At 72.5% G+C, this 18,167-nt stretch carries 18 protein-coding genes; 8 read left to right on the forward strand and 10 right to left on the reverse strand.

Annotated features, from left to right (window positions below):
- Positions 1 to 5 precede the first annotated feature (5 nt).
- Together DAI17_RS15675 and DAI17_RS15680 are read left to right on the forward strand one after the other, a co-directional pair.
- Complete coding sequence (locus DAI17_RS15675) at positions 6 to 581, forward strand: DUF5998 family protein (RefSeq protein ID WP_107774160.1); 576 nt, start codon at positions 6 to 8, stop codon at positions 579 to 581.
- A complete protein-coding gene (locus DAI17_RS15680; protein ID WP_107774161.1) occupies positions 578 to 1,726 on the forward strand; it encodes an alkaline phosphatase family protein in 1,149 nt (382 codons plus the stop codon). Before DAI17_RS15675 ends, DAI17_RS15680 begins: the two co-directional genes overlap by 4 nt.
- Positions 1,727 to 1,732: 6 nt before the next feature.
- On the opposite strand, the gene DAI17_RS15685 is transcribed toward DAI17_RS15680, so the two are convergent.
- Positions 1,733 to 2,386, reverse strand: a complete 654-nt coding sequence (locus DAI17_RS15685; RefSeq protein WP_107774162.1) for a thymidine kinase — start codon at positions 2,384 to 2,386, stop codon at positions 1,733 to 1,735.
- Positions 2,387 to 2,440: 54 nt separating this feature from the next.
- Here DAI17_RS15685 and DAI17_RS15690 point away from each other — a divergent pair, with 54 nt between their 5' ends.
- Together DAI17_RS15690 and DAI17_RS15695 are read left to right on the forward strand one after the other, a co-directional pair.
- Positions 2,441 to 3,265 (forward strand): sulfurtransferase, encoded by an 825-nt coding sequence (locus DAI17_RS15690; protein ID WP_107774163.1) that lies wholly within the window; start codon positions 2,441 to 2,443, stop codon positions 3,263 to 3,265.
- A 191-nt stretch (positions 3,266 to 3,456) separates the two neighbouring features.
- Positions 3,457 to 4,800: a carboxypeptidase-like regulatory domain-containing protein gene (locus DAI17_RS15695; RefSeq protein WP_159081593.1), complete on the forward strand. Its 1,344-nt coding sequence runs from the start codon at positions 3,457 to 3,459 to the stop codon at positions 4,798 to 4,800.
- A gap of 45 nt (positions 4,801 to 4,845) precedes the next feature.
- Here the strand turns inward: DAI17_RS15695 and DAI17_RS15700 are convergent, their stop codons facing one another.
- The 3 genes from DAI17_RS15700 to sepH form a co-directional block, all read right to left on the reverse strand.
- Entirely contained in the window at positions 4,846 to 5,685 is an 840-nt protein-coding gene (locus DAI17_RS15700; protein ID WP_107774165.1) for an MOSC domain-containing protein, read from the reverse strand.
- A gap of 9 nt (positions 5,686 to 5,694) precedes the next feature.
- Positions 5,695 to 7,704: an SDR family oxidoreductase gene (locus tag DAI17_RS15705; RefSeq protein WP_107774166.1), complete on the reverse strand. Its 2,010-nt coding sequence runs from the start codon at positions 7,702 to 7,704 to the stop codon at positions 5,695 to 5,697.
- Positions 7,705 to 7,772: 68 nt separating this feature from the next.
- Positions 7,773 to 8,795: a septation protein SepH gene (sepH, locus tag DAI17_RS15710; protein WP_107774167.1), complete on the reverse strand. Its 1,023-nt coding sequence runs from the start codon at positions 8,793 to 8,795 to the stop codon at positions 7,773 to 7,775.
- A gap of 125 nt (positions 8,796 to 8,920) precedes the next feature.
- Here sepH and DAI17_RS15715 point away from each other — a divergent pair, with 125 nt between their 5' ends.
- Positions 8,921 to 9,556 (forward strand): trimeric intracellular cation channel family protein, encoded by a 636-nt coding sequence (locus tag DAI17_RS15715; RefSeq protein WP_234412530.1) that lies wholly within the window; start codon positions 8,921 to 8,923, stop codon positions 9,554 to 9,556.
- 4 nt (positions 9,557 to 9,560) lie between these two features.
- On the opposite strand, the gene DAI17_RS15720 is transcribed toward DAI17_RS15715, so the two are convergent.
- From DAI17_RS15720 to DAI17_RS15735, 4 genes are all read right to left on the reverse strand, one after another.
- The gene (locus DAI17_RS15720; RefSeq protein ID WP_107774168.1) at positions 9,561 to 10,859 is read right to left on the reverse strand and encodes a D-arabinono-1,4-lactone oxidase; all 1,299 of its coding nucleotides are present in this window, start codon (positions 10,857 to 10,859) and stop codon (positions 9,561 to 9,563) included.
- Between the two features lie 148 nt (positions 10,860 to 11,007).
- Positions 11,008 to 11,454, reverse strand: coding sequence for a hypothetical protein (locus DAI17_RS15725; protein WP_107774169.1), 447 nt, complete (start codon positions 11,452 to 11,454; stop codon positions 11,008 to 11,010).
- Between the two features lie 308 nt (positions 11,455 to 11,762).
- Positions 11,763 to 13,202 (reverse strand): HNH endonuclease, encoded by a 1,440-nt coding sequence (locus tag DAI17_RS21590; protein ID WP_107774170.1) that lies wholly within the window; start codon positions 13,200 to 13,202, stop codon positions 11,763 to 11,765.
- A 435-nt stretch (positions 13,203 to 13,637) separates the two neighbouring features.
- The gene (locus tag DAI17_RS15735) at positions 13,638 to 14,822 is read right to left on the reverse strand and encodes an MFS transporter (protein WP_107774171.1); all 1,185 of its coding nucleotides are present in this window, start codon (positions 14,820 to 14,822) and stop codon (positions 13,638 to 13,640) included.
- Positions 14,823 to 14,855: 33 nt separating this feature from the next.
- Here DAI17_RS15735 and DAI17_RS15740 point away from each other — a divergent pair, with 33 nt between their 5' ends.
- The 3 genes from DAI17_RS15740 (at position 14,856) to DAI17_RS15750 (ending at position 17,259) form a co-directional block, all read left to right on the forward strand.
- A complete protein-coding gene (locus DAI17_RS15740) occupies positions 14,856 to 15,953 on the forward strand; it encodes a ferrochelatase (protein WP_107774172.1) in 1,098 nt (365 codons plus the stop codon).
- The gene (locus tag DAI17_RS15745; protein ID WP_234412531.1) at positions 15,950 to 16,804 is read left to right on the forward strand and encodes an inositol monophosphatase family protein; all 855 of its coding nucleotides are present in this window, start codon (positions 15,950 to 15,952) and stop codon (positions 16,802 to 16,804) included. The genes DAI17_RS15740 and DAI17_RS15745 overlap by 4 nt, the downstream gene beginning before the upstream one ends.
- A 164-nt stretch (positions 16,805 to 16,968) precedes the next feature.
- Positions 16,969 to 17,259 (forward strand): DUF4193 domain-containing protein, encoded by a 291-nt coding sequence (locus DAI17_RS15750; RefSeq protein WP_107774173.1) that lies wholly within the window; start codon positions 16,969 to 16,971, stop codon positions 17,257 to 17,259.
- A gap of 103 nt (positions 17,260 to 17,362) precedes the next feature.
- Here DAI17_RS15750 and DAI17_RS15755 read toward each other — a convergent pair whose 3' ends face one another.
- Both DAI17_RS15755 and DAI17_RS15760 read right to left on the reverse strand, forming a co-directional pair.
- On the reverse strand, positions 17,363 to 17,683 hold the full coding sequence (locus tag DAI17_RS15755) for a DUF4235 domain-containing protein (RefSeq protein ID WP_107774174.1): 321 nt from the start codon (positions 17,681 to 17,683) through the stop codon (positions 17,363 to 17,365).
- 9 nt (positions 17,684 to 17,692) lie between these two features.
- A complete protein-coding gene (locus DAI17_RS15760; RefSeq protein WP_107774175.1) occupies positions 17,693 to 18,142 on the reverse strand; it encodes a DUF3093 domain-containing protein in 450 nt (149 codons plus the stop codon).
- Positions 18,143 to 18,167: the final 25 nt, after the last annotated feature.

Consider the following 18,167-nt stretch of genomic DNA (forward strand, 5'->3'; position numbering starts at 1 on the left):
CGCCCATGCGCACCACCAGGCGAGACGCGGGAGCGCTCCGCGTCGCCATCGACCACACCGGCTACTACCCCGAGGTGGTGACCGACGGAGTCTTCGCGGCCGTCGCCGGCGAGGACGTGCTGTCGTTCTACGTGCACCACGAGCCGACGTTCGACCGCGACGAGGTGCGCCGCCACCTCACGGTGGTCGTGCTGACGCCCTCGCGGCTGATCCTGGCCCACACCGACGAGCACCCGGGCGACGACCTGCTGCCCGACCCCTACACCTCGACCTCGACCGAGGCGATCTCGCTGGCCTCGGTCCGCTCGGTGGTCGTGACCCGGATGATCGCCAACCCGACCTCGGGCCCCACGCCGCCGGCCGAGGCCGTGCTGACCATCGGCTGGGGCGGGGTCGGTCGGGTCGACCTGGAGCCGGCCTCCTGCTCCGACCCCGACTGCGACGCCGACCACGGCTACACCGGCGTGATCGCCGGTGACGACTTCTCGCTCCGGGTCTCGGCCGTCGCCGAGGGCACCGCCGCCGTCCACGGCCTGCTCGAGTTCGCCGAGGCGCTCTCGTCGCGCACCCACGGCGCGTGACGTCCCCCGGGGCCCCGGAAGGGGCCTTCACCGAGCCGGCGTACGGCGACCGGTCGCTCGGCGACGTCGTCCCGGCCGTGGCGCGCGCCCTGGGCATCGGTCCCGACGTCGTCGGCCCGCCGCCGACGGGCCTGCTCCTCCCCGACGCCGGGTCCTGGGTGATCTTCCTGGTCGACGGGCTCGGGGCCGAGCTGCTGACCCGCTACGCCCACGCCGCGCCGTACCTCTCCTCGCTCGTCGACGGCAGCGCGACCGGCACCGCCGGCGTCCCCTCGACGACCGCGACCAGCCTCACCTCGCTCGGGACCGGCCTCACGCCGGGCACGCACGGGCTGGTGGGGTTCACCGCGCGGGTCCCGGGCACCGACCGGCTTCTCAACCACCTGTGGTGGGACAAGCGGGTCGACCCGATGGAGTGGCAGCCGCACCCGACGGCCTTCGCGCGGCTCGGCGCCGCCGGGGTCGCGGTCACCGTGGTCAACAAGCGCGAGTTCGAGGGGTCCGGGCTGACGGTCGCGGCGCACCGCGGGGCCGGCTACGTGGGCGCCGACCGGGTCGGCGAGCGGATCGCCGGCGTCGTCGCGGCGGCGGGGACGACCCCGTCGCTGACCTACGTCTACGACTCCGACCTCGACTGGACCGGGCACAAGTTCGGGGTCGCCTCGACGCAGTGGCTGCAGCAGCTGGCCATGGTCGACGCCGAGGCCGAGCAGATGCGCGAGGCGCTGCCCGCCTCGACGCGGCTGCTCGTGGTCGCCGACCACGGGATGGTCGACAGCCCCGTCGAGGCGCGGGTCGACGTCGACGAGGTCACCGAGCTCCGGGACGGCGTCGACCTCCTCGGCGGCGAGGCACGCTTCCGGCACCTCTACTGCTCGCGCGGGTCCGTGGACTCCGTGGTCGCCACCTGGCGCGGGGTGCTGGGGGACCGGGCGCTCGTGCTGAGCCGGGACGACGCGGTCGAGCGCGGGTGGTTCGGCGACTCCCGGGCCGGGGTGCTGCCCCGCATCGGCGACGTGGTGGTGGCCTGCCGGGGTGACGCCGCCGTGGTGTCGAGCACCGACTTCTCCTACGAGATGTCGCTGGTCGGCCTGCACGGCTCGCTGACGTCGACGGAGATGCTGATCCCCGTCCTCGTCGGCTGACCCGCCTCAGCCGAAGGGCAGCGGCTCGGGCGCCAGGCTGACGGCCTTGGCCCGCGCCGCGGTGAGGCGGCGCCGGTGGTGCTGGCGGCACAGCACCTCGTAGGCGACCTCGGCCGGCGGCTCGTCGACCGCGTCCACGTCCCCGACGACGACCACCTCGCCCTCCACGACCATCACGCCGTTCTCGGTGCGCGCGTTGTGGGTGGCGCGCTTGCCGCACCAGCACAGCGCCTCGACCTGGAGCACGTTCATCCGGTCGGCCAGCTCCACGAGCCGGGCCGACCCCGGGAAGAGCATCGACCTGAAGTCGGTGAGGATCCCGAAGGCGAAGACGTCGATCTGCAGCTCGTCCACGACCTTGGCGAGCTGGTCGATCTGGGCGGCCGAGTAGAACTGGGCCTCGTCGCAGATGAGGTAGTCGATGCGCCCGCCCGCCGTCAGCGTGCTGACGACGTACTGCCAGAAGTCGAAGTCGGGCGGCACCTCGAGGGCGTCGTGGGTCAGGCCCAGCCGGCTCGAGAGCACCGCCTCGCCCGCACGGTCGTGCGAGGTGAAGATCCGGCCCACCCGTCCGCGCGCCGCGTGGTTGTGGTTGGTCTGGAGCGCCAGCGTCGACTTGCCGGAGTCCATGGTGCCGGTGAAGAAGTGCAGTTCAGCCACGAGGAGCGATCCTGTCACAGCACACCCGGCGCCGAGGGGTGCAGGATGGGTGTCATGACCCACTCTCCGCTGATCTCGGCCGACGCCCTCCGCGACGGACTGGCCGGCCTGACGGTGCTGGACGTCCGCTACCGGCTGGGCGGCCCGCCCGGCGCCCCCGAGCACGCCGCCGGCCACGTGCCGGGAGCGACGTACGTCGACCTCGACACCGACCTGTCTGACCCGCCGGCGGACCCGGTCGACGAGCGGGGACGGCACCCGCTGCCGTCCGCCGCACGCTTCATCGAGGCGATGCAGCGTGCCGGGGTGGGCCTCGAGTCGTCGGTGGTCGTGTACGACGACTGGCAGGGCCGCGCGGCGGCGCGGGCCTGGTGGCTGCTGCGCCACCACGGGCACCCCGACGTGCGCGTGCTCGACGGCGGCTGGGCGGCCTGGGTCGCCGCCGGTGGCGAGGTCGAGACCGGCACCACCGAGCCGCGCCGCGGTGACTTCCACGGCAGCCCGGGCTCGATGCCCGTGGTCGGGGCCGACCACCTCCTCGACGTGCCGGTGGTCATCGACGCCCGGGAGCCGGCGCGCTACCGCGGTGAGAACGAGCCGGTCGACCCGGTGGCCGGACGCGTGCCCGGCGCGGTCAACGTGGACACGGGCCGCAACCTGGACAACCACGGCCACTTCCGCGCCGCCGTGGAGCTCCGATCGGTCTACGGCGGCATGGGGGCGGCAGGCGGCGGCGACGTCGCGGTCTACTGCGGCTCCGGGGTCACCGCGACCCACGACATCCTCGCGATGGAGATCGCGGGACTGCGGGCCTCCCTGTACGCCGGCAGCTGGAGCGGCTGGGTCTCCGACCCGGTCCGCCCGATCGAGCGGGGCTGAGGGCCGCACACCCCGACCCGGACGTCTGACGAACGCCGCAACCTTCGCCCTCGGGCATGCGTGGTCCAGACCGGTCGGACCGGTCTGGACAAGGATTGCCAGAGACGCCACGGCGTGCATCGAGCCGCGCCTACGGTCACGGCACTGACCCGCCGACTCGCGGCCCGGGCAACCCATCTCTGGAGCACTCTGTGACTTCTCGACTGCGTCGGCCTGCCGGCGCGCTTCTCGCCGGCGCCCTGGTCGCCGGTGTCCTCGGCAACTCGCCCCTGGCCCACGCGGCCGGGGACCCCGTCTCCGGCACAGTCACCGCTGTCGGTGGTGAAGCGCTGGCCGACATCCAGGTCGCCGCCATGCAGAACGAGGGCACGATGAGCGAGCCGTACTGGCAGAACATCGACTTCGCGACGACCGACGAGTACGGGCACTACTCGTTCCCCGACCTGCCCGACGGCACGTACCGGCTGGAGTTCGGCGACCGGCTCAACGCCAACCCGTGGGCCTCGGAGTTCTACGACGACCAGCCGACCGTGGCAACGGCTCAGGACATCACCGTGGTCGGCGGCGCGGCGGACGGCCCGTTCGACGCCGAGCTCGCCGCAGAGTCCACCATCAGCGGCACCGTCACCGGCGCCGCGGGCGAGGGTCTCGCGGGCGCTGGCGTGTACGTCTACGAGCGCGCTGGCGGCGCGTGGGCATACCTCGACGAGACGAGGACCGGTGACGACGGCACCTACCTGCTGCGCGCGCTGCCGCAGGGCACCTACCGGGTCGAGTTCCAGTACGAGACCCCGGAGGGCGACTTCCTCGGCGAGACGTGGAACAACGTCCAGTACCTCCCGCAGGGCCAGGACATCGTCGTCGCGGAGGACGGCAAGGACGTCGAGGGAGTCGACGCCGAGCTCGTCGCCGGCGAGTTCGACCCGGTCCCCTTCACCCTGGTGACCGAGCCCGCGATCAGCGGCGTGCAGCAGGTCGGCAACACCCTCACGGTGAGCACCGGCACCTGGAACCCCACCCCGGCGACGACCGAGATCTACTGGTTCCGCGGCGAGGAGTACACCGGCGTCAGCGGGCCGACGTACTCCCTCACCGCCGCCGACGCCGGCCAGGTGCTGACCGTCCTGGTGCAGGTCTACGCACCGGACGGGCAGTACGAGTACGCCAACGCGACCACCGGCGCGATCGCCGCGGCTCCGGTGCCGGCCGTCACCCCGCCGGCCCCGGTCGTGACACCTCCGGCGCCGGTCGTGACTCCGCCCGCCGCGACGATCACGTTCCCGAAGTCCATGGACGTCAAGGGCTCCCTCAAGGTCGGCTCGATGCTCAAGCTCACGAAGTACAAGGCCACCTCCGGCTCCACGGTGTCCTACACGTTCCAGTGGTACGCCGGCAGCAAGAAGATCAAGAAGGCCACCAAGGCCAAGCTCAAGGTGACCAAGGCCCTCAAGGGCAAGAAGATCTCGGTCAAGGTGACGGCCAAGGCCGGGACCACGACCAAGAAGGTGAAGGTCAAGGTCGGCAAGGTCCGCTGACCCGCTGACGCAGGACGGGGGTGGCCACCTGGCCGCCCCCGTTCGTCACGTCCGGACCGTGACCGGGTCGCCGACGCGGACGGTGCCGTCCGACTCCGGCACGAGGCTGATGGCGAACCACGTCTTGTGGTCCCACTGCCGGTGCCTCGACAGCGTGCGGATCGGCTCCTTGCCGGTCGCGAGCGAGCCGAGGTCGATGGTGGTCATCACGCAGCGGTCGGTCGGCTTGGCGATCCGGAAGTCGACGTCACCGATCCGCACACCGGCCCAGGAGTCCTCGGCGAAGGGCTCGTCACCGTCGACGACGAGGTTGGGCCGGAACCGCTCCATGGGCATCGGCTCCGGCGGCTCCTCGCCGCGCTCGAGGGCACCCTCGACGATCCAGTCGTTGAGCCGGCGCAGCGAGGCCTCGCTCGCGAGGGTCACCGGGTAGCCGTCGGCGTACGCCGTGTGGTCGCCGGGCCGGGAGAACTCCGGGTTGAGCCGTCGGCGGGTGGGGTCGTCGCACCACACCAGGCGGACGTCGTCGCGGCCCAGCGCCGTACGCACCCAGGTGTCGGCCTCGTCGCCGGCCGGGACGCCCTGCAGCTCCCGCGAGAACAACCGCACGCGCACCAGGTCGCCGACGGGGTGGTCGAGGTCGAGGTCGGGGAGCCCGTCGGCGCGCAGCCGCAGGTCGCGCCCCACGCCGGCATCGGTGCGAGGGGTGTCCGCGGTGATCGCGAACAGGCCGTGCTCCTCGCGTGCGGTGACGGTGACGCCGTCGGCGTCGACGACGACCCAGGAGCGGTCGTCAGCCAGTCCCCGGGGCGACACGACGGCGCTGGCGAGGGGCCGGATCGCCGTGCTCTTGACGGGATGGGTGGCCAGGCCGGTGATCTGCACGGGTGATGTCTACCAGTGCACTCCCTTGAAGATCCTCGCCACCATGATCTGCTCGGACTCCCGCGCGCCGCCCTCGGGGACCTCGCCCCGGGCCGCCGCCGAGTCCGGGAAGACGTTGTAGGCCATGTTGAGCAGCCGGAAGGTCGCCTTGGGGGCCACGGTGTGCGCGACGGCACCGACGTTGCCGAGCGCCGTGTTGATCTCGTGCGGCCGCTCCACCATCGCCCTGACGAGGATGTCCGCCGCCTGTGCCGGGCTGATCATGGGGAACTTGTCGTAGAGCTTGGTCGGCGCGGTCATCGGCGTGCGCACCAGCGGCATGTGGATGTTGGTGAAGCTGATCCCGTTGCCGACGACCTCGCTGGCCACGACGTTGGACCAGGCGTCCAGGGCGGCCTTGGACGCGACGTACGCCGAGAAGCGGGGCGGGTTGGTCTGCACGCCGATGGAGCTGACGTTGACGACGTGGCCCGACTGCTGGCGCTGCATCACCGGCATCAGTCCGACGACCAGGCGGACGGCACCGAAGTAGTTGAGCTGCATGGTGCGCTCGAAGTCGTGGAACCGGTCCTGGGACAGCCGCAGCGAGCGGCGGATCGAGCGGCCGGCGTTGTTGACGATGAAGTCGACCGACGGAAGGTCGGCGGCCACCTGCTCGCAGAGCCGGTCGATCGCGTCGAGGTCGGAGAGGTCGCAGGGGTAGACGTGCGCCTGGCCGCCGCGCAGCTCGATCAGGGCGCGGGTGTCCTCGAGCTTGTCCTTGCCGCGGGCGACGAGGACCGGGATGCCGCCCGCCTGGGCGACCTTGAGGGCCGTCACCTGGCCGATTCCCGAGGAGGCGCCGGTGATCACCACGTGCTTGCCCTGGAGGGCGGCGCGGGTGGCGCGGTCGCGTCCGGTCGCGTCGTCGAGGTGGTCCTCCCACCAGGCCCACAGGGCGGGGGCGTAGGACTCGAGGTCGGGGACCGCGATCCCGGAGCCGGCCAGCGCCTTCTCCGTACGACGGGAGTCGAAGACCGCGGTGAAGCTCGTGTGGCCGACCACCTCGGCCGGCACCCCGGCACGTCCCAGGGTCTGGTCGAGCAGCAGCCGGCCGGGGGCCGACCGGACGGCGGTGCCGACGAGCGAGGACGGGCGCAGCAGCCGGGGGACCAGGCCTAGCGGTCCCGCTGAGGTCACGTGCCGGTCGATCGGCGTGGCGAAGCGGGGCGCCCCGGCGGCCGCGCAGAAGAGGTTGATGACCTCCACCACGGACTGCGGCTCGGGGTTGACCAGGTGGAACGCCTCGCCGTCGCGGTCGGGGAGGTGCGCCAGGTGGTCCATCGCCGAGGCGACGTAGTCGACGGGCACGACGTTGGTGTCGCCGAGGTCGACGCCCAGCAGCGGCAGCCACGACGGCAGCACGTCACGCAGCATCTTGAGCAGCGGGAAGAAGTAGTAGGGGCCGTCGACCTTGTCCATCGCCCCGGTCTCGGAGTGCCCGACCACGACGGCCGGCCGGTAGACCCGCCACGGGACGGCCGACTGCTCGCGGACGAGACGCTCCGACTCGTGCTTGGTGCGGTGGTACGGCGAGGGGAGGTGCTGGCCCTCGGCGAACATCGTCTCGTCGAACACGCCCCGGTGGTCGCCCGCCGCCGCGACCGAGGACACCTGGTGGAAGCACCCGGCGGCGACCGCCTCGGCCAGGGCCAACGCGTTCCGGGTGCCCTCGACGTTCATCGCGTCGTTGGTCTTGTCGTCGGCCGTCATGTCGTAGACGGCGGCGAGGTGGAACACGTGGTCGATGCGGCCCGCGTGCTCACTGATCCACGTGGGGTCGACGCCCAGCGTCGGCTCCGTGAGGTCGCCGGTCACCGGCACGACCCGGCTGTCGTCCCACTGCCGCAGCAAGGTCTCGAGCCGGCCGCGGGACCCCTCCCGGACCAGGACGAAGACGTCGCCGTCGCGGTGGTCGAGGAGCTCCTCGACGAGGTGGCGGCCGATGAACCCGGTGGCACCGGTCACGAAGTACGACATGCCAGCGGAGACTACTCGGAACCGGCCCGCCCGTCGGCGGGTCGGACCGGCCGATCAGTCGGTCCGGTTCAGTCGGACTTGCCGCCGCCGAACATGATCTCGTCCCAGCTCGGCACCGACGCGCGGCCGCGACCCTTGCGGGCGGGCTTCTTCGCCGGACGCTCGTCGGCTGCGGGCGGCTCCGTCGTGTCACCGTCCGCAGCAGCGGCCGGCTCGGGTCCGGTCGACTGCTGCCCGGGCTGCTTGTCCTCGGACGGCTCGGTCTCGGCGGGCTCGTCTACGTAGGCCTCGATCGGCTGCTCGCCGCCGAGGCCGGCGACCTCGGTCAGGTCCATCGTGGTCTCGGCGTCGCCCGGTGCGTCGGCGGGGGAGGTCTCGGTGTCGTGCACCATCTCGATGGCGTCCTCGCCGAGCGGCAGCTCGTCGGGGCGCACGGAGGACAGCCGACGCTGGCGGGCCTGCTGGAGGTCGTCCCGGCTGGCCGTCGCGGAGGGAGCCGATGCGGCCGGGGGCCGGCTGACCTGCTCGCCGACCAGCCACCGGGCGTGGTCGTCCTCGAGGGTCACGAAGTTGCCGCGCACGTCGAACGCGAAGGTCGCCGTGCCGCTGCGACCGGGCGTCGAGAAGGCGCCGGTCAGGGTCCACCGGCCGTCCTCGCGGCGCCAGGCGTCCCACTCGACGACCGACGGGTCGACATTGACGGAGCGGAGCTGCGCGGCGGCGGCCTCGCCGAGGGTGCGGGCCCCGGTCTCGCCGGAGCGGCGGCGTACGGACGAGAGCTGGGCACGCTGCGCGACGTGGGCTCGCTCGGCGAGCACGGGCGCCGCGAACGGCATGATGCGCTCCACCGTGGTCTGGGCGGCCTGCGCCACTGCCTCGGCTGACTCGCCGGACCTGATGCGCGCCTGGATGTCTCTGGGGCGGAGGGATGAGTCCATGGTGATCTCCAACTGGCCGATGCGGGCGTGCTCGCCGCGAAGGGCGGCCCGAAGAGCGTCGTCGACGTCGAGCGTGTGCTCGGCGCCGTCGTCCTCCACCAAGAGCAGCCGCTTGCCGTCATCGCTCAGTCCCGCGAGCGTGAGGTGGGCCATCGGTGCTGGACTCCTTGAAGCGGTGGTGGTTCTCCGGTCCGTCCGAGCCTACGCCAGCGGTGCCGCGCCGCACCGCTAGGCGGGCGGCGCGCCCACGCCGGGATGGCGCTCGATAGCCTGCGGCGGTGTCCACCGCCGACCCGCCCCTCATCCTGGTGGTCTTCGACCTCGTGGGCATCTTCGTCTTCGCGATCTCCGGTGCGCTGGTGGCCGTGCGCCGGCACTTCGACCTGTTCGGGGTCCTGGTGATGGCGGGTACGACGGGACTCGGCGGCGGCTTCCTGCGCGACGTGCTCATCGACGCGACCCCGCCGGCGGCGCTCATGGACTGGCGCTACCTCGTGGTGCCGGTCCTCGCCGGGCTGCTGACCTTCGCCTTCCACCCCACCGTCGGTCGCCTCGAGCGGCAGGTCGACGTCTTCGACGCCTTCGGGCTGTCGCTGTTCTGCGTCACGGGTGCTCTGAAGGCGGTCGAGTTCGGCCTCGGGCCGATCCCGGCCGCGCTGATGGGCATGGTGACCGGCATCGGCGGGGGGATGGTGCGGGACCTGCTCGCGAGCCGGCCGCCGGTGGTCTTCAGCGGCAACCTCTACGCGACCCCGGCGCTGCTGGGGGCGGCGGTGGCCGTCGGCCTGGACGCCACCGTCCTGCCGCTGGGGGTCGTGGTCCTCACGGCCGCCGGCGCCTGCCTCGTGCTGCGCCTGCTCGCGATGGTGCTCGACTGGCGGGCCCCCCTGCCGTCGGGGCCGGCCAACGTGTGACTCGTCAGCCCAGGATCCGGGCGAGGTGGTCGTTGGTGAACACCCGGTCCGGGTCCAGCCGGTCGCGCAGGGCGATGAACTCGTCCCACCGGGGGTAGACCGGGGCCAGGTCGGCGGCCGACAGGCTGTGCATCTTGCCCCAGTGCGGTCGGCCCCCGGCGGCACGGAGCACGGCCTCGACGCCGTCGAAGTAGGCCCGGTGGTCAGCGCTCGCGTGCACGTGGAAGGCGAGGTAGAGCGACTCGCGCCCCGACGCGGTCGAGAGGGTGATGTCGTCGGCCGGGGCGGTGCGGATCTCGACGGGGAAGCTGACCCGCCAGCTCGAGGCGTCGACCTGGCGGCGCACCTCGCGCAGCACGTCGAGGCCGACGTCGCGCGGGACGGCGTACTCCATCTCCTTGAACCGGACCCGGCGCGGAGTGGTGAAGACGCGGTGCGCGACGTCGGAGTAGCGCCGTTCGGTCTGGAGTCCCGCGCTGAGCCGGTTGAGGCGGGGGATGGCGGTCGGGACGTGGTTGGCCGTGGCCGTGAGGCCGCCGTAGAAGGTGTTGGCCAGCAGCTCGTCGTCGAACCAGCGCCGCCAGCGGGGGAGCGGCTCGGCGGCGTCGAGGTCGGCGAGCCGGTCGTTGGTCTTGGTCATCATCCGGTCGGTGTGCGGGAACCAGTACATGTCCACGTGGTGGTGGGCCTCGACCAGGTCGTCGTACGACGACAGCGCCTCGTCCCAGCTCATCGGGCGCTCGTGGGCCTCGAGGGCGAAGAGCGGCTCGACGCGCAGCGTGACCTCGGTCAGGACCCCGAGGGCACCGAGGCCGACGCGGGCGGCGGCGAACACGTCGGCGTGCTGCTCGGCGCTGACGTGCAGGACCTCGCCGGAGCCGGTCACGAGCTCGAGCGCCTCCACCTGGACGGCGAGGGAGGCGTCCACCCCGCCGGTTCCGTGGGTGCCGGTGGAGATGGCGCCGGCGATCGTCTGGGCGTCGACGTCACCCATGTTGTGCAGCGAGAGCCCCAGGTCCTCGAGGCGGGCGTTGAGCTCGTGCAGGGGAGTCCCGGCCGCCACTGTGACGGTCATCGCTGCGCGGTCGACGGCGAGGACGCCGGTCATCGCGCTCGGGCGGAGCATGCCGTCGGGGGCGACGGCGATGCCGGTGAAGCTGTGTGCGCTGCCGACCATCTTGACCGTGCCCCCGCGTCGTCGGGCGGCCAGGACCTCGCGGACCACTGCCGCCGTGTCGGCCGGCGTGGTGATCCGCGTCGGCGCCGCGGACTCGGTGCGTGCCCAGTTGTGCCACGTCGTCATCGGTCCTCCTCGTCGGCGGGCGCGGGGTGCTGGCCACCCGGCCTCTAGGCTGCTCGGGCGCTCGGAGGTGAGGCTAGACCGTGGTGCCGTCGGCGCCGGCCCGGGTCTTCTGAGCCTTCGCCGTCCACTTCGCCGCACGGTCGCACCCCTAGGAGACATCCGGCCGGGGCAGGACCTTGGTCGCCGTCCGTGCCGCGAGCAGGCCGCCGAGCACCGACGACGCCGGGAACCACACCAGCTCGAGCCACTCCTCGCCCTTGGGCAGATCGGCAGGAACGACCACCGGCCCTCCGGGCAGCACCGAGAGCACGGTGAGCATTGCCAGGGGAGGTAGCAGGACCCCGAGGACGAAGGCGCGGCGCCGTGCCACCGGCGCGGAAAGGTGGCGGCCGACCAGGAAGGTCAGCGGCAGGCCGGCGAGGAGGCCCACGCCCGCGCCGACGGGACCACCGAAGACAACGGCCAACAGCGCGACGGGGACCGCACCGGCCACGACGTCGGTGACCGACGGCGTCGGTCCATCAGCGGTGAGACCGATCATCAGGACCGCGAAGGCCACCAGGGTGCCCGACAGCGCCCCCAGCAGGGGACCCATGAGAATCCATCGCGGCTCCGGACGGAAGACCGGCCTGATGGAGTGCCCGCAGGCGGAGCGGCGCCCGGGAGTCATGCGCGAAACCTACGTGGCCGGGAGTGCGGATGCAGCGAAGCGCGGAGACTCCACCACGACCCCGCAGCATGGTTCGGGGGCCGGTCCCCATCACCGCAGCTGTGTCTCGCGCAGTCGCTCCGCCCCCGCGTCGTTCCCGTGCCGCGCAAGCCTGGACTCCGGCCGGTCATGAGGCATCCGAACGTGCCAACAGCCCCGCCGTGGTGCTGTGGGCGGGGTGTGGGGCGTGGTGGCTACTGGTCGGGCGGGTGCAGGTCGGGGACGTCGTGTTGCCCGTGCTGCTGGTCGCTGTCGTCGGACCCGGGTTCGGGCCAGGCGCGTCCGGTCGATCTGCTGCCGGTGTGGTCGCGGCGGTAGGTCCAGCCCAGCGGGCTGGTCCAGTCGAACACGCCCGGTTCGGTCATCCGGTAGCGCCAGCGGCCCTTGGTCTTGAGGCGATGGTGGCGGCGGCACAGGGCGGCGAGGTTGTCGGTGCTCGTTTGTCCGCCGCGGTCGGGGTGGTCGTGGTCGTAGGGGACGATGTGGTCGATGTCGCCGAGGCGGGCGTTGCGGCCGCACCACGGAAAGACACACGTGCCGTCCCGGACGACCACGTGCTCACGCATCGCCGCGGTCGGGGTATAGCCCTTGGTCTCGAGGCGTTCGCGGAGGTCGATGACGGGCTTGATGACGACTTGGGCGTCTGAGCGACCGCACCACTGGCGGATCTGCTCGGCCGAGAGCAGCCGTTGGCCGGCCTGCTCGACGCGGGCGCACAACGCCTCGCCGGTCGCGTCACCAGTCGGGCCCGCCAGGCCGGTGATGGCATCGGCGGACAGGTGCGCGTAGATGACGATCTGCGTCACCGGCGCGGCCGGTTTCGCGGCTCGCACCCCGACCACCGCCGACACGTGGTCGCCACCGTCGGTGTCCTCGGTCTGGTCGAAGCCGAGGGTCAGCTGCCGGCGCGCCAGGTCACCCAGCGCCGTGGCCCGACGGCCGTCGACGGTGTCGGTGGACCCGAGCCTGGCGAGGTGCTCCGCCCCCGACGCCACCGCCTCGCGCAGGGCGAGGGCGTCGGGGATCTCCAGGTCGGCCTCCAGGTGCATGGTCCCGTCGAAGGAGACCTGCTGGGTGTCGAAGGTGACGTTGCGCTTGTCCGCACTCTTCTCCAACGCCTGCTCCACGGCCTCGGGCATGAACCGCACCCGGGCCTCGTCCACCACCCGCCCCAGCGCCGAGGGCGTGAGCCGGTTGGCGCACCAGAACACCTGCCCGTCCACATACGTCGCCGCCTCGAGAGTGAGGTCCAGGGTGGTCTGCGCGATCACCCGCGCCCGCCACCCCGCCACCAGCCCCGCCTGCACGGCACCCCACAGCTGCGGGAGCCGGTAGGCCACCTCCACGCACTCGGTCAGGAACCGACCCGCACTGTCGTTGGTGCGGCCGAGCATGGTCGCGAACTCCGGCACGCAGAACTCATCGATCGACGGAGACCCCTCGCCCGCGAAGGTCTTCGGGGAGGTGAAGCACGCCTCCGCGTGCTCGGGGTCGGCCAGGTGCAGGTCGGCCCAGTGCACCCCGAGCCGCATCATCTCCACGTCGGCCCGCTCCGCCGTCTGCTTCTGATCTCGCACCGCACGCAACAGCTCGGCCGGGGTGTCCGGCAGAGCGGGAGCGTTGGTGTCGGGCATGCACCTATTCCAGCAGGGACCACCGACAACGGACCCCCGGAAACCGGCCTCCCGACCACACTGTGGACACGACTTTCGACGGGTTTCGAGGCTCGCCCCGCTCGCGCCCCAACCACCGATCGGGGTGGCGAGGTATGACGCGTCAGTCGCGCCCGCTCGGAGCGACGTCCCGCGCCATCACGCAGTTGCCGTGGCCCTGGGCCAGTCGTAGGTGAAGCCCTCCCGCTCTTACATCGCCCGGGTGCCGTACCCGGACGTTCCTCTGCCGCACCCCGCCCGTGTCGTGCGGGTAGCCCTCGACTAGGCGTGCTCATCGTCGTACGCCAGAGCTGCGTGCGCGATCCCCTCGTCCACCCAGCGCTTCCTGAGGACCCTTGTTGCCCTCCGCGGACTGCCCGCGTGCGGCGCCGCCGGGACGGAACCAGATGCTCCCCGTCAGGCCGGTACGACGACCCGCGTGCGGGTCGCCTGCGCACCGAGCACCGCGACGAAGCCGGCGGCGACCGCGACGAGGTAGGCGGCCGAGGCGCCGTGGTGGTCCACGACGAACCCGGCGATGGCGGCCCCGGGCGCGACCCCGGCCATCAGGCCGGTGTGCAGGATCGCCATGCCCTCGGTCAACCGGCCCGGTGGCACGGTCTGCTCGGTCAGCGACATGGTGGCGATCAGCGTCGGCGCGATCGAGCAGCCGCCGACGAGCAGGGCGACGAACATGAGCGGGAAGCCCTCGACGAGCACGGGCGGGACCATCGCGAGCATCATCGCGAAGGACCCCCAGCGCACCCTCGTCGCCGGCCCGCGGCGCCACACGACGGCCCCCGTGACGATGCCGGCGAGCATGCTGCCGACGGCCCACGTGGCGAGCAGCCAGCCGGAGACGGCCCGAGAGCCGGTCTCGTCGGCGAAGGCGACCGTGGTGACCTCCGCCGAGCCGAAGAGCGCGCCGAGGGACAGGCACACCAGCGTCAGCGGCAGCACCGTGCGCCACGGCATCGGGAGCCGCGTGCCGCCCCGTCGGTGCAGGCCGTACGGCGGCTCGGTCGCCCGCTGGGCGGCGAAGGCGTAGGTGCCGACCAGGCCCGCGGTGGCTGCGACCACCAGTCCGGCGACCGGGTGCCACAGGGTGGCGAGGACCGTCGCGAGGACGGGCCCCACGACGAAGACGACCTCGTCGAGGACCGACTCCAGCGCGTAGGCGGTCTGGACCTCCCGCGGGCGGTCCAGCAGGTGCGACCAGCGCGTGCGCACGCACGCGCCCACCTGGGGCTGGAAGGCTCCGGTGAGTGCCGCGAAGAGGTAGACGAGGGCCGAGGGCCAGTCCCGGGTCACCGCCATGACCATCAGCGCCATCGACGTGGCGAAGAGCGACACCGCGACCGGGAGCACCCGACGCTGCCCGAGGGCGTCCACGAGCCGGCCGTGCAGCACCGCACAGGACGCCTGACCGAGCACGACGACCCCGGAGACCGCGCCGGCGAGCCCGTAGGAGCCGGTCTCGCCCTCGACCAGGAGGACCACGCCGAGCGTGACCATGGAGATGGGGAGCCGCGCGACCAGTGCGGCGGAGCTGAAGCGCAGTGCGCCGGGCCGGGACAGCACACGCCGGTAGGAGTCGAGCATCGCGAGGATGCTAGGCCTCACTAGTCTGGCGACATGAATCCCGACGTGTCGCCGTACGACGCCCTCCTGCTGCTCTCGTTCGGCGGCCCGGAGAAGCCCGAGGACGTCGTCCCCTTCCTCGAGAACGTCACCCGTGGCCGGGGCATCCCGCGTGAGCGCCTCGAGGAGGTGGGGGAGCACTACTTCCTCTTCGGCGGCCGCAGCCCGATCAACGACCAGAACCGCGCGCTGCTCGCCGAGATCCGCGAGGACCTCACGGGCAGCGGCATCGACCTGCCGGTCTACTGGGGCAACCGCAACTGGGACCCCTACCTCGCCGACACGCTGCGCCAGATGCGCGACGACGGCATCACGCGGGCGGCGGTGATCACCACCTCGGCCTACTCGTCCTACTCCTCCTGCCGCCAGTACCGCGAGAACCTCGCGGACGCGGTCGCCGAGGTCGAGGGTGCGCCCCGGCTCGACCGGCTGCGGCAGTACTACAACCACCCGGGCTTCGTGGAGCCGGTCGTGGACGCCACCCTCGCGGCCCTGGCCGACCTCCCCGACGCCGTGCGCGAGCAGGCCGAGCTGGTCTTCGTGACCCACTCGATCCCCGCGGCGATGGCCGAGACCAGCGGCCCGCCGCTGGAGGGTGGCAACGCCTACGTGCGCCAGCACCTCGTGGTCGCCGAGGAGATCACCTCGCGGGTGCGCCAGGAGACCGGTCGCCGGCACAAGCACCAGCTCGTCTACTGCTCCCGCTCGGGCTCGCCGCACGTCCCGTGGCTGGAGCCGGACATCAACGACCACCTCGGAGAGCTCGCCCGGCGGGGCGCCACCGCCGTCGTGATGATCCCGGTCGGCTTCGTCTCCGACCACATGGAGGTCATCTACGACCTCGACACCGAGGCCATGGCCACCGCGGAGAAGGTCGGCCTGGAGGCGGTCCGCGCGAGCACCCCGGGCATCGACCCCCGATTCGTCTCGATGGTGCGCGACCTGCTCGTCGAGCGGGCCGCGGTCGAGCGCGGCGAGGAGGTCACCCGCAGCACCGTGGGCGACCTGCCGGCCTGGCGGGAGGTCTGCGCCGCCGGCTGCTGCCCCAACCCTCGTGGCCCCCGACCCGCGCTCTGCGGGGCCGACTCGTGACCCACGACCCCGTCGCCCTGCGCGACGTCGCGTCGGTGGTGGCCCGTGAGGGTGCCGAGCTCGCCCGCAGCATGCGCGACGGCGGGATCGCGGTGGCCGACACCAAGTCCAGCGCCGTCGACGTCGTCACCGAGGCGGACCGCGCGGTCGAGGAGCTCGTCCGGCGCCGGCTCCTCGAGCACCGTCCCGACGACGCGATCCTGGGGGAGGAGGGCGACGACCACCCGGGTACCAGCGGGGTCCGCTGGGTGGTCGACCCGATCGACGGCACCGTCAACTACCTCTACGGGCTGCCCGACTGCGCCGTGTCCATCGCCGCGGAGGTCGGGGAGGAGGTCGTCGCCGGCGTCGTCGTCACGATCCCGACCGGGGTCGAGTACGCCGCCGCGCGCGGCCACGGCGCGACCCGCGACGGCGTACCCATCTCGGTCCGACCGTCGCCCCCGCTCGCCGAGCGGCTCGTCCTCACCGGCTTCGGCTACCTCGCCGAGACCCGGGCCCACCAGGCCGAGTCGGTGGCGGCCCTGCTGCCCGTGGTGCGTGACGTTCGTCGCATGGGCTCCTGCGCGCTCGACCTGTGCCACGTCGCCGACGGCAGTGCCGACGCCTACGTGGAGGAGGGACCGGCGCGCTGGGATTGGGCCGCCGGCTCGCTCGTCGCGAGCGAGGCCGGGGCCGTCTTCGCCCGCCTGCCGGGCCGTCTGAGCGACCACCTGGAGCCCGTGCGCAGCCAGATCGACGCCATGCCCGACTGGCCGGAGCGATCCGTCATCGCCGCGGCGCCGGCCGCCGGCTGGGACGAGTTCGTGGCCGCGCTGCGCACCGCCGGATTCGTCGCCGACTCCCCCTGAGGAGGGCGGGAATACCAGGGGTGCGGGGGGCGTTGCCGCGACACGTTCGGACCGGCGTGGCGCAAGCGCCGCACATGGTGCACAATCCACCCCGCGACGATGAGCATGAACGATCCAATTCTTTGCGCTGACGACGTGGATCGCTCGGCATGGGAGAGAGAGCAATGGCTACTGACTACGACGCGCCACGCAAGACCGAAGAGGACCAGAGCGAAGAGAGCATCGAGGAGCTCAAGGCGCGGCGGCACGACAAGAACTCCGGCAAGGTCGACGAGGACGAGGCCGAGGCGGCCGAGTCCTTCGAGCTGCCCGGTGCCGACCTGTCGCACGAGGAGCTCGCCGTCGAGGTGATGCCCCGGCAGGAGGACGAGTTCACCTGCATGAGCTGCTTCCTGGTCCACCACCGCTCGCAGCTGGCGGACGAGAAGAAGCTGATCTGCAAGGACTGCATCTGACCCGACGCTCGACCAGCACGGCAGCACCCACGTCGAAGGCCGCGGACCCCGAGGGGTCCGCGGCCTTTCGTGTGCCCGTCCCGCGACACGGGGCAGGAGGTGGTCAGGTGGTGGGGGCGGACGCATTGTCGGCGTCCTGGTCGTCCTTCTCCAGGCCGGGCGGCAGGTGCCCGGTGGACTTCGCGTAGTAGTTGGCGGCCCGGCGGGTGGCCAGCATGCGCGCGACGGCGATGAGGGTGCCGCTCACGGCGGCCCACGCGAGGGCCTCCTTGACGTCGACGTCGGGGTCCGCGGGGTTGGCCGGCGGGTTCTTGCCGGTCGTGGCCCGCCACGTCGTGTTCAGGGCCTTCTTGGCCACGGCGGCCGCTCCGAGCGCCGCAGCGAGGGAGAAGACCGACCAGACCTTGCTGTTGTCGGATGCCATGACGGCACCCTACCCAGCGGAGCGGTCGCGCATGAGCGCCGCCGCGAGGCGGTCGGGGTGCCGCGAGCTGATCAGCCAGTAGGGCGCCGGGTCGGCGACGTCGGTGATCTCCACCCGCACGCCCCGCTTGAGGTAGGGACGCAGCAGGAGGAATGCCCGCGCGTCGGCGTCGGGGCCAGCCTGGCGGCGCATGGCGTCCGCGTCCAGAGCGGTGACGGTGCCGACGTGCTCGAGACCGATCCACGCCTTGCCGGCCTGCAGCCGCCCCCCGGACACCGCGACCCGTGCGGACCCGTAGGACACGAACGCCAGCACCAGGCCGGCCATCGCGAGACCCGTGACGGTCCACGCCACGGCGGGCGGGGTCGCCACCACCACGGCCAGCCACAGCGTGGCCACCAGCATGGTCCCCTGCACCCACCAGCGCAGCGGGACGCCCAGTCGTTCCGCGTACTCCACGCCGCAGAGCCTAGGCGGCGCCCCG

The organism is Nocardioides sediminis, assembly GCF_003047295.1.
GTDB classification, from domain to species: Bacteria; Actinomycetota; Actinomycetes; order Propionibacteriales; family Nocardioidaceae; genus Nocardioides; species Nocardioides sediminis.